This is a genomic window from Desulfovibrio inopinatus DSM 10711, assembly GCF_000429305.1.
GTDB lineage: Bacteria > Desulfobacterota > Desulfovibrionia > Desulfovibrionales > Desulfovibrionaceae > Alteridesulfovibrio > Alteridesulfovibrio inopinatus.
Genome location: NZ_AUBP01000010.1, coordinates 142,570 through 154,258, shown reverse-complemented (window position 1 = coordinate 154,258; position 11,689 = coordinate 142,570). Strand labels below are relative to the sequence as shown.

Annotated in this window: 8 protein-coding genes; 5 read left to right on the top strand and 3 right to left on the bottom strand. The window is 48.9% G+C overall.

Translation table 11 applies throughout. The features are described from left to right. Nucleotides 1-142: 142 nt before the first annotated feature. The 3 genes from G451_RS0109360 to G451_RS0109350 form a co-directional block, all read right to left on the bottom strand. Complete coding sequence (locus G451_RS0109360; protein ID WP_027184059.1) at nucleotides 143-1,750, bottom strand: DNA repair protein RecN; 1,608 nt, start codon at nucleotides 1,748-1,750, stop codon at nucleotides 143-145. 242 nt (nucleotides 1,751-1,992) lie between these two features. Further along, nucleotides 1,993-3,639, bottom strand: coding sequence for an FmdE family protein (locus G451_RS0109355; RefSeq protein ID WP_027184058.1), 1,647 nt, complete (start codon nucleotides 3,637-3,639; stop codon nucleotides 1,993-1,995). Beyond that, nucleotides 3,620-4,003 carry a winged helix-turn-helix domain-containing protein gene (locus G451_RS0109350; protein WP_027184057.1) on the bottom strand — a complete coding sequence of 128 codons (384 nt, stop codon included), beginning with the start codon at nucleotides 4,001-4,003 and terminating at the stop codon, nucleotides 3,620-3,622. The genes G451_RS0109355 and G451_RS0109350 overlap by 20 nt, the downstream gene beginning before the upstream one ends. A gap of 388 nt (nucleotides 4,004-4,391) precedes the next feature. Here G451_RS0109350 and G451_RS0109345 point away from each other — a divergent pair, with 388 nt between their 5' ends. From G451_RS0109345 to G451_RS28500, 5 genes are all read left to right on the top strand, one after another. Further along, on the top strand, nucleotides 4,392-5,798 hold the full coding sequence (locus tag G451_RS0109345; RefSeq protein ID WP_027184056.1) for an MATE family efflux transporter: 1,407 nt from the start codon (nucleotides 4,392-4,394) through the stop codon (nucleotides 5,796-5,798). Then, nucleotides 5,782-6,657: a DUF2156 domain-containing protein gene (locus G451_RS0109340; RefSeq protein WP_027184055.1), complete on the top strand. Its 876-nt coding sequence runs from the start codon at nucleotides 5,782-5,784 to the stop codon at nucleotides 6,655-6,657. Before G451_RS0109345 ends, G451_RS0109340 begins: the two co-directional genes overlap by 17 nt. Before the next feature lie 30 nt (nucleotides 6,658-6,687). After that, nucleotides 6,688-8,325: a glycosyltransferase family protein gene (locus G451_RS0109335; RefSeq protein WP_027184054.1), complete on the top strand. Its 1,638-nt coding sequence runs from the start codon at nucleotides 6,688-6,690 to the stop codon at nucleotides 8,323-8,325. Between the two features lie 870 nt (nucleotides 8,326-9,195). Then, on the top strand, nucleotides 9,196-10,560 hold the full coding sequence (locus G451_RS0109325; protein ID WP_156921568.1) for an FAD-dependent monooxygenase family protein: 1,365 nt from the start codon (nucleotides 9,196-9,198) through the stop codon (nucleotides 10,558-10,560). A gap of 69 nt (nucleotides 10,561-10,629) precedes the next feature. Then, nucleotides 10,630-11,688 carry a diguanylate cyclase gene (locus G451_RS28500; protein ID WP_051261323.1) on the top strand — a complete coding sequence of 353 codons (1,059 nt, stop codon included), beginning with the start codon at nucleotides 10,630-10,632 and terminating at the stop codon, nucleotides 11,686-11,688. Nucleotide 11,689: the final 1 nt, after the last annotated feature.

Sequence of the window (11,689 nt, the reverse complement as noted above, 5' to 3'; positions counted from 1 at the left end):
TCGCATGAGAATATGTGGAAAGAAGGAGGTTGTCCTCCTTCTTTCCTTTTTGATTTGATAGAATGAAACAAGAGACCAGCAGTCGAAAAATTCAATTCACTGTGGAGAGAAAAAAATCAAAACAACACTTCTGTTCGCGATATTATTTCGTCTTAAGCTTGGCAGCCAGGGCTTGTCCTTGGTCCCCCCCTCCAGCCATACGAGCGAGCTCTAAAGTGACGGATTTCCCGTTTAAAAGGCGGCAGGATGTTGTCGTGCGACCGTCCGCCACGCTTTTCTCAACAAGAAAATGGCGATTCCCCAAAGCAGCCAACTGCGGCCAATGGGAGATGAGTATAACTTGTTGCCGATCGGCCAAGCGCTGAATCTGACGCCCGACTTTGCCAAGCGTAATCCCGCCAATGCCAGCATCAACTTCGTCAAAAATCAGTGCCGGCTGCTCATGTTCGGCCATACGCCCAATAACGGCCAAGAGAAATCGCGATAATTCCCCCCCCGAAGCAATCTTATCCAAAGGCATGGCCGGCTGTCCTGGGTTTGGGGCAAAAAGCAATCTCGCTCGATCTTCAATCAGCGGTTCACCGTGGGCCGGCGTATACAGCACTTTGGGAGTAAACTCGAAATCGATAGCAAGACCATCAGAGAATCCGAGTTCAACCAGATCCTGAGACAATGTTTGCGCCAACCGTTCCGACGCACTGCGCCGGGCTGCGTTGAGACAAAGAAGTAACGCGCCTAATGTTTCGGCAGCTTGGCTTTCTTCACGTTCCAACCGCTTAATATCCAACCCACAAACATCGAGAAAGGTAAGGTTGTCGCCAACTTCTTTGGCGAGCGCCACAATTTCATCAAGTGGTCGTTTGAGTTTGCGCTTGAGTTGCGCGAGATCCCACAGACGTTTCTCGACGGCTTCAATGTTGTCTTCAGCAGCATCCGGCGTCAGGTTACGTAAACGAGCGGCAAGATCACTCAAATGATGACGCGCCGACTCCACTGCCGTGGCGTCTTCAGACAATTCAGGCCAAGTATCGGCCAAGGCATGCAGATCCTTTTCCGAATCGGCAAGCCCATCTATCAACCCATCTTCCACCAACAATCGACCAAGCAAGCGGTCCAAGCACTCCCGAGCTCGATCCATATTACGAAGCGCATCGCGTCGTGCCAGCAGTTCATCTTCTTCACCGGGCTTGGGATTGACCTTTTCTATCTGCTGGCGTTGAAATTCCAGGATCTCCTTTCGGTCTTCCAATGTGGCACATTGTTTGTGCAAATCGGCTAACGTTGCTCCAATGCGACGTAAGGTCTCAAGATGAGCATTTTTTTGTGCAGGAAGGTCGAGATCATCCAGAAAGGCATCAAGCAACTCAGCCTGGTAGGCAGGTTGCAGGAGTTTTTGTTGTCCGTGTTGACTCGCATGAATCAGAAGATTGGGCCGGAGTTGTTTGACAACATCTAGGGAAACCAAGCTGTCATTGAGGAAAAGCCGACTTCGTCCACTGCCTGCAGCCAACTCGCGCCGAATGATATATTCGTCTTCTCCGACGGAAAAAAGCGCCTCAACAACCGCCTTTTCCTCGTCAGGACGCACCATGTCGGCACTCATTTTTTCCCCAACGGCAAAGCCTATAGCCTTAAGCAAAAAACTCTTTCCTGCTCCGGTCTCCCCGGATAACACATTGAGGCCGGCGTCGAACTCCAGTTCGGCGTCAGCAATCAGTGCGAGATTCCGAATACGTAAATATTCAAGCATACGGCCATTTTTTCCCGAAACAAGCGTACCCCGCAGGGCCGGACGCACCATACCACAACAATTTCGGCTGGCAAGAGGAGGGCAAAGAAGGGAATTTGAACAGAGAAAGCCAATGGGCCGACAGCACATGAGACACTGCTCAAATTTTTAGTGGGTCCGGTGTCCACAGAGAGACGTGAAATAATCAGAAATATATTTCTCTGGGGAAGACAACATTGTCTCCCCCGAAAATTTACGATGCCCTACCCACCAAAGGGGCAGTGCGGAAAGGAACACGTTTCACAGTTGAGACAGAATCCTCCATTGGCAAACGACGCCAACTCCTGACGCGTTGGTGAAACTCCGGCCAGAATGCGAGGAAGAAGACGGTCAATACTCGTGGTTTTGTAGAACAACGCACATGCGGGAACACCAAGCAAGTCGGCCGCTCCGATTTTGGCTACAAGCGCCATATTCCCAGGCAACAATGGAACCCCAAAGCGAATATCCTGTGCGCCAGCCTCAATAATCGCCTGCCGGGTGACATCATCGGGGTCAACCGACAATCCTGCTGTCGTCATGATAAGATCGCAGCCTGCACCAAGAAAATCGGCCAGGGCCGCCTTGATCGCGTCTTTATCGTCAGGGACAATACGAGACGCAATAACCTGACTACCAAGAGCCTGCACCTTTTTCGTCAAAATCGGTTCGAACCGGTCCTCAATGAGACCCTGAAAAACTTCGGTGCCGGTAATGAGAATGCCGACTTTTGCGGGACGCAGTGGAGCCACCGAAATCACCGTGCCGCGTTTTAAGACACTATGAGCGGCGAGGAAACGAGGCCGATCGATAAAAAGCGGAAGAGCTCGAACTCCGGCGACACGATCACCCTTTTTGACGAGACTGGCCGAACGTCTGACGGAAAGAGCCACATCAGGACATAAATTGAATGCTTTCAAAGCCTCGTCATTGACCAAAAGCAAACCATCATGTGCTGCTGCTAACGTAATTTTTCCTTCATGAACCGGACCATCAGCAACGAGCGAACCCTCGGCACACAAGGAAGTCGCAAAACGACCGGCAGCTTCGTCCTCATGGACGGCATCACCAGCCGCAGCTTCTTCATCGGCAACATACACATGCATACGACCCATATGTTGGAGACGACAAACGTCACCAACAGAAATTGTATGACCTCGCTTGAACTCAACTCCCTTGAATGTCCCTGGAGCGATACGTGTCATGTCGTGGACAGTGGTCTTCCCCACGGCTTCTTCCACAGGAACAATCTTTGCCGCGAGAGATGATGCCTTCGACGGTTCGGTAGAAAACGTCGGAGCCTGGCCGGAACAGCCCAAACACACAGGGCCGTGCCGAACGGGGTAGGCTTCGTTACAGATGGGACAGACGCCAATACCCCCTTTACTGACCTTGCCAACATACCGATCAAGAACACGAACCGGAGTTACGGTCAGCACCGACTCTCCTGCTTCAAATATTTGTCTGCGCAGCTTGCTCGAGTTCTGATCTTTCTTGTGCTTTTCCTTGAAATACCAGACTCTATACTCGTCATAGCCACCAAGCTTGGCCTGATCGAGATGCACACGAACACCTTCGCCCGTATGCTTATTGAACAACGTCATGGCATATCGACCCAAGTCGACAATTTTCAGCCAGTTGTTGCCTGCCGTACATGGGGTGAGAAGCTGTATGGCATCGGGCAGGCATGAGGAGGTCTCTGCAACAGCGTCGTAGAGCACCCCTTCGGGCATATGGCGTTTGGCCAATTCCACCATAAATCCACCGACAATAAGTCCTGGCGCTGGATAACTGTGGAATCGAGTTATAAGATCAATGTATTGATCTGCAGAATACTGTCCAATGCAAGCCTCAATTGTCGGGGTCGTCATATGTGGCATCCTTAAAAGGCTGAATGTCCCATTGAAGACGAGTCCGAGCCTGTTCCAGCGCATATTGCTCAATGTCGGCGTGCAACGTCTGGAAGGTTTGGACAAGTCTCTTCCCTTTCTCGTTTAGCGTGAAGCCTTTGCGCCCTCCTTCTTTCTCCAAAAGAGGTTCTCCCAGGACTGCTTCAGTTTTTTTTATGCGGCCCCAGGCTGCCCGATAGGACATCCCCATGGCTTTTGCCGCTTTATTCAAAGATCCGGTCTCAGCCACCAAGGCCAATAATCTGGCCCGGCCAAGTCCCAAAATCATGCCGTCGTCTGTTTCAAACCAAAGATGCAACCGCATCGTAGTCGACAGCTCATCCATTGTGTCATCCTTTTCCGGGTTAACGAGTCATCGCATTCGGACCGAATACGTTTTCGTCAACACCGTCTTGACGGTTTTGTCTCTCGGACTTACATCGTTGCATTCGTGTTTCGCTCCAAACATCACTCCAACGTTTGGCTCACCTCTGGTCAGCGAAACCGGCTGTATTGGTCCGAATCCATTCAAAAATTTTCTGCCTCGTACTTCTCCACCGTTTCGTGCGCGTGACTCTGGACGAGACGGCAACAATAGGACACAGGCTTCAGGTTCTTCTGTAACGGCATTAGAATACTCGTTCAGAAGCGTCTCCATTACCTATGTTAACTTTAGCATAACCATCTTTTGTCACGGCGACAAGCCTATTCGTGACGAGAACGAATCAAAAATCATGACTGCTTCTATTGACCTTGACTCACCATATCGTGCTATCTGGCACTTGGCCTGGCCTCAAATTCTTATGATGCTGTTCCACTTTTTTGTCGGAGCAGCCGATGTTTTTGTTGCCGCTCGCCTCGGTCGAGAAGAGCAAGCTGCGTTTGGGATGATTTCCCATGCGCTCTTCTTCTTTCTCGTCCTTGCCATCGCAACCTCCAACGGTACCGTGGCTGCAGTAAGTCAGTCTATTGGCGCGGGGAAAGAACTCCGTGCTCAGCGGTATATCGGAATGAGCCTTCTTCTCGGGGTACTTCTTGGTGGAGTTATTCTGATTGTCGGCCAAATTTTTAAAGACCTCTTCCTCGGTCTTCTCCAAGTCCCGACCGGTCTTGAGGACATCACATCGTATATTCTCAGCGTGTTCTTGCTCCTGCTCCCTATCCAATACCTGTTCATCATCACGAATGCCGTGTTTCGCGCTCGGAAAGAAGTCAAGATCCCGCTCGTTTCCATGAGCATCATGACAATACTGAACGCCATTGGTGATTTTGGATTGGGATTCGGGTTATGGGGATTGCCGGAGCTTGGGTATAAAGGATTGGCATGGACAACCTTCGGCTCGGTAACTGCAGGTCTCATGTTCAATTTGTGCATTCTCAAGTATAAAGGTCTCCTCCTGCGAGAAACAATCCCTCCTGTTCGCTGGATGCGACGCGGCATCGGTTACCTGTTCAAAGTCGCCTGGCCATCAGGGTTAATGCAGGTTTCCTGGCAAACCGGATACCTTGTCCTGTTCGCCATCACGGCATCATTGCCGGAGGGAAGTGTTGATGCATTGGCTGGCATGTCGGCAGGTATTCGGATCGAATCACTGCTTTTTCTCCCTGCCTTTGCACTCAATTTGACGGCATCCATCCTTGTGGGGCATTATTTGGGTGCAGGAAATCCTGAAGAAGCGAAACGCTTCGGTTTTCGTATTGCCGCTATAGGTGTTGGCTTTCTGACTGTCCTCTCAGCCTGTATCTGGCCATTTGCTCAAAATGCGGCATCAATCTTTGCCGTTGATCCTCGCGTACTCGCCGAGGCTGTCAGCTATTTAAAGTATAACCTCTTGTCTATTCCGTTTACGGTCTGCACCATGATCCTGGCCGGTTCGCTCAATGGGGCCGGGGCAACGCTCTATAACCTGGTCGCATTTTCATTGGCCATCTGGTTGGTTCGTTTGCCCACAGCCTATGTACTTGGGCATCTTGTCTTACACGATGCAGCCGGTGTTTGGGCATCTATGCTCGTCTCGCAAATCGTCCAGGCGTTTAGCCTTCTGTACGTTTTCACGTTCAAAAACTGGCAACGATTCAGCCTGGGGCGTAAAACCAAACCCATCATCAGCAAGGAGCGATCACATGCACATGGAGTTTGAAGCGCCAAGTCTCGCCCGAAGGGAAGAGTACCTGGCCGCATTGTCGAAAATGCCACAAAAAGCCTCGGATTATAGCTTCGGAAATATTTATGGATGGGCCGAATCATACGGTCTCGAATGGGCATTCACCCCCGATTATGTTCTCATTCGCCAAACGATTCCCCATGTTGTCTATTGGGCTCCCGTCGGCAATTGGGATGCCGTCGATTGGACCGGATGCCCGTGTATAGCTGCGGGCATGGAATTCATCCGTATCCCGGAAACGCTAGCCAACAGCCTCTCTGCACAACTTGGAGACAAGATTGAAGTCAAAGAGTTGCGCGACCATTTCGACTACCTCTACTCCGTTCAAGAGCTCATTGAATTAAAAGGAAATCGATTCCATAAAAAAAAGAATCTCCTTAAACAATTCAGCAAGCACTACGATTTTGAATACCATGTAATATCACCGGATTGCATTGAGGAAGTTCTTGAAATGCAGTCAGACTGGTGTCTCTGGCGTGAAGATGAATGTAATAAAACGCTTATTGCAGAGAACAAAGCCATATCTCGTGTTTTAAAAACGTTTGATAGACAGCCTGAACTCTTCGGTGGAACAATTAAAGTGGATGGGAAAGTCATCGCCTACACTGTCGCCGAAGAACTCGAACCAGGTACCGTGGTCATCCACTTTGAAAAAGGACACACCAACTTCAAAGGTGTATACCAAGCCATCAACCAACAATTTCTTGAACACACCGCATCACAGTACGACATCGTCAATCGAGAGCAAGACATCGGCGACGAAGGCTTGCGTAAAGCCAAAATGTCGTATAACCCGGTCGGATTCCTTAAGAAATACAATATTCTTGTAAAATAAGCAGCCGAGGCTGCTCGGTGGAGTTCAGTTATGCCTGTCGTCCCCCGCGTCTGCGTCGTCTCCCCCGGTCTAGACGGCTACTTCGCCGGGGGCGGTGAGCATATTCTTGTACTCCACCCCAAACCCGGCGTCATATCTATTGCCGAAGAGTGCGAACGGAGAAAGTTCACCCCAGATTTGCTCATTCAACAGGAAATCCTTGCACCGCGGGTCATTCTCAAAGACCTGGATGCGTTGCAATGCCCGAAACTCTTTTGGGCTCTCGATCCCCATCTCAATTTCTATTGGCACAGACATTATGCCAAACTTTTTGATGTCGTTGCTTCCACCCAAAAAAACTGGGCCGAGGCACTCCGGCAAGATGGTCACCCTCATACCGACTGGGTGACCTGGTGGGGGCAAGATCGTCCCTGGCAGCCTTTTCACAAGCGCCACAACACAGTCACGTTCGTTGGACGTATCACGCAGTATCGGCCCGTACGAAAACGATTCGCCGATTTTTTACAAAAACGATTTCACGCCCGCATTGAAACAGAAATCCCCTACGCCGACATGCTTGCGCTCTATGGAGACACACGGTTTGCTCCAAATGAAGGCATTTCTTCGGAAATCAATATGCGTCTTTTCCAGGCAACAGCAGCCGGGTGTTTGGTCTTTAATCAAGATCGTACTCCCGGATTGGAAGACCTTCTCGAACCCGGTCGTGAAATCGAAACGTTTGAAGATGTTTTCGACCTGGAAGACAAGCTCGCCCACGCGATCGCGCATCCAGACGAATATGTTGAGAAAGCACGCCGTGCCTACGAAGCTGTCCGGAACAGGCATATGGCCGTCCACCGGGCACAAGCCCTGCTCGATCTTGTCGGTAAAACGTCGCAGACAGCACTGACCGGACAGGATGCCGATTTTCAACTTCAACTCACATTGGCACATCTTTTTCTGGCCCATCTGATCGCAATACGTCCAGCCAGCGTTGTCCAAGGACTTGCCCGTCACATTCACTATCCAGAAGCCGCAGCTTTGACCCTTCGCGTCTTTTGGTTCATGCAGGCGAAAGAGGAGGCGAAAAAAGCCGCTCTCTTCGCTCTCACGCAGAATAGCCATCACACCAGCCTCGACTTCAATCTTACAGGAGCAGTAATCGGTCTACGATGCAATATGTGGGAAATGGCCAAAGCCTTCTGGTTTCGCCAATGCCGTGCCGAGAATCAACCACTGACACCTGTAAATGGTCCGACTGATCTACTTGTCCGATTCGCAGATGTTTGCATCAAGCATGACAAAATCGCCAATCTTGGCTTTCCGTTCAACGACGAAGAACATCTCCCGCTGACAACAGTGGACCTGCTCGCCGAAGCCGTTTCACTCGACATCAATAATCATCGCTTGGTCAGACGTTTCGAGTCGATATTAAGCCGATATTCCGGTTTAGAACTCCAACGAATTGGTCTGCTCTCCAACATTTCACTTCATTTTCGCGACGATTGGCGATTGAGCCTGAAGCTCGCAGGACTCAATGCCCGTGCATTTCGAATCCGTGATGCTCTGGAAGAATTTGAATTGGCTCGCGCTACAGCGCAACGACTTGGAAAAATCGACATCTTTAAACGAAGTGCCCAAAGCCGGGAAATGGCGGGATGCAAAGCGATGTTTGACCGATTTTCCTAAAAATGAAAGATACTCGACATAGTCGAGAGCGAACCACGAACACCCCATATACACTCTCCTGAAAAGTTAGCAAGCACATAGCCTTGAGTACTGGAGGGCCTTTTCATGTATATACGCCGCGTTGAAATCAAATCCATCAAGAGTTTTGATACCGCCTCGCCATCTCTTTCAAAAAGCGGCGAAATCGCTTTCCTTTAAGTCACCTCACGTCTCGTCGGTGTAATGAAACCCACCAGCGAAATATCTCCCAATGTATTCAAAACGGACAAAGATCACCATGTCGCCGTCGTCTTTCTCCGTATATCAACACTGTACGTCCCGTTTTTCAACCTTTCAAAGCTACGTTATAACGCGTTCTAGAATTGTTATCATCGCAGTGGCATTGCACAATTCCATTGATTTGGTTATACTTCACGAAAGATCCGTCCGAGAATCAACTTCGAGCAGCACATATTTGCCGTAACGCGAAATCTGAGTTCGCGATAGTAAGCGTATGTCCGAAATCATACCCCACGTGATTTTGTTCAACTCAATGTAGTATTATGCCCGCCTTCCCACTTTTTATACGGCGAGGCAACAGGTCTATCCTATTGCTCTTTTTGAGAATTGGGCAGTATTCTGCCCTGCCTCTCGCACCACTGATGACGCGTGCATGTCGTTGGAACAAATCAGTTGGTCGATACATTTCACTTATAAAAGGCGCTTCACGCCTCCTCCCAGATAACGCGATATATCTTCGCACCATGGTGCGTTTTACAATCCATACCTTTATACACCCCAAGCTGTACTCTCTCCCGGCAAAGACTCCATCCTTGCCAAGGAGACATGTTTTTAACGTTGGACCGCCACTTCGGCCATGGGAGAATCCAAATGGACGCGAACAAAATTTATGACACGATCATTATCGGAGGCGGCCCCGCTGGGCTTGCGGTTGGCTCCGAGCTGTCAGCCGACCACGACATTATAGTCATTGACAAGGAGTACGCAGGAAAAACAACGAAAAGTTGGTTTGTTCCGCTAGACGTCGTCAATGAAGATGTCATGCCCTACACGTATAACGGCGTGACAACATTCATGACACAAACATACGGTGGGGCAAACTTGAATTGGAGAGCCGAACTGTTCGACCGATATCCTTATGTCGACGAACATGCCCTCTTGGCTCATTGGATTGAGGTCATTAAAAGTAACGGTGGCGATATTATCAATACCTGCTCCTATTCAGATCATAATGTCACTGATGGGATCGTCAGTGTCGAGACCACGGCAGGTATCTTGAAAACTCGATTACTCATTGATGCCTCGGGCCAAAATTCACCGATTCTACAAAAATATCACATCGACCGATCGAATGACTACTGGTGGTCGGTCTACGGAAGTGTTGGAAAGCATCCAAACGGTTTGAACGGTATGAAAGTCGGTGACTATATGCTGTGGCAAACATTTGAAGATTCCACGATCGACCCCGATGCCTCCATGGCGAATGGGCGCCCTGTTTTTGAATATGAAATTCTCGATGAATCGACATCGTTCTCTTTTGTCTTTTATCTGCGAAAAGAACGCATGCCACTTGAATTCATGGAAAAAGAATACATGAAGGTCATTCGTGAAGAACCAACAACACCGAATTTCCATGACCTTGAGATTCAAGAATTAAAACATGGCTGGTATCCGTCTGGCACGGTTTCTTCACAACAAATTGCGGAAGATCATGTCGTCTTTATTGGCGATGCGGGTTGCTGGACCACGCCGTGCGGATGGGGGATGACATTCATCTTACGAAATTATAGACATTTCTCTCAACAAATGCATACCCTGCTTACAAACAACACTCTTGATAAAAGCAGTCTTCTCTCCGTTCCGCATTACGAAACTCATGAAAACTTTGAAGTTCTCCTTGATGCGATTGTCACGCATTTCCTCTCCAATGCCACAGCCTCTCAACTCAACCGATTTATCAACCTTTTCGAGGACATCCCCAAAATTCTCTGTGAGAAAGTCTTCACACTTTGCATTACGCGAGAAGAAGTTCATGTTATGGCAAAAGCCATGTTCAAAGAATTTGATCTTACAGAACTCGTTCACATTTTGACCAAGGAAGATTATTGCCTTCTCCTTGAAGAGGCGCGATTTTTTGCCGAGGATACGTTCCTTGAAGAAATGCAAAAAGTTTTTCACCGTCATCATGGCAGCAGTACCGATATACCTTTGAGCAACGGTTACGATTTCCAATAAACCGTGCCTATTGCGCCGTCGGTCCCCTATTCTTTCGACAAGGCATATGACGCACGAAAGGATTGATACATGAGTGAACTCATTTTCAAAGAACCTGATGAACCAAATCCGGCTCAGGATCTTCAATCGAAAGACAAAATCAAGGTGATTATTGCTGATGACGAAGAAGAAGTTCATGTTGTCACCAAATACGTCTTGAGAGATTTTGAATACAAAGGCCGAAAGCTCGAATTTCTGAGCGCATATTCTGGTGATGAAACCAAGCAGCTTCTCCGGGAACATCCGGATGCTTCGTTGATATTGCTGGATATCGTGATGGAACGAGATGACTCAGGGTTGAATGTCGCCGAGTTTATCCGCGAAGGCCTGCGCAATAACCTCATACGCATCATCCTTCGAACTGGTCAGCCAGGACTGGCACCGGAAGAAGAGATTATCGTCAAATATGACATCAACGACTATAAAGAAAAAACCGAGCTGACGAGCCGAAAATTCAAAACAGCCATGACCATGGCGTTACGTGCCTACGCCGACATCATCACCATTGATTCATTTCGGGCCATTCTCGAACAAGAGGTGCGTGTACGCACCGCAGAACTGGAAGAAAAAAATCGGGAGTTGGAACGACTCAATCGTGAATTGGAGCGGCATGCGACAACAGACGCGTTGACCGGTACGTACAACAGAATGAAATTCAATACCTTGCTGGAAACGGAAATCAAACGCTCCAGACGATACAAACGTCCCATGTCTATAGCCATGCTTGATATCGACTTCTTTAAAAACATCAATGATAATTTTGGACATGCTGCCGGAGATTGCGCATTGCGAGAATTCGTCGAAATCGTGTCTCACAGCATTCGAGAATGCGATGTGCTTGCCCGATGGGGTGGTGAAGAATTTGTTATTTTGTTCCCGGAAACAACATTGGAAGAAACGCTGCAGGTCTCGGAAAAATTACGGCAACGAATCGAAACCACGTGTTTTGAACGTATCGGCAACATGACGTGCAGCTTTGGTGTGACACAATTTTCGATTGAAGACGAAATGGAAACGCTCAACAAACGAGTGGATGAGGCACTGTACGAAGCCAAAAGAAACGGCAGAAACACTATTGCGTGCAAATAGA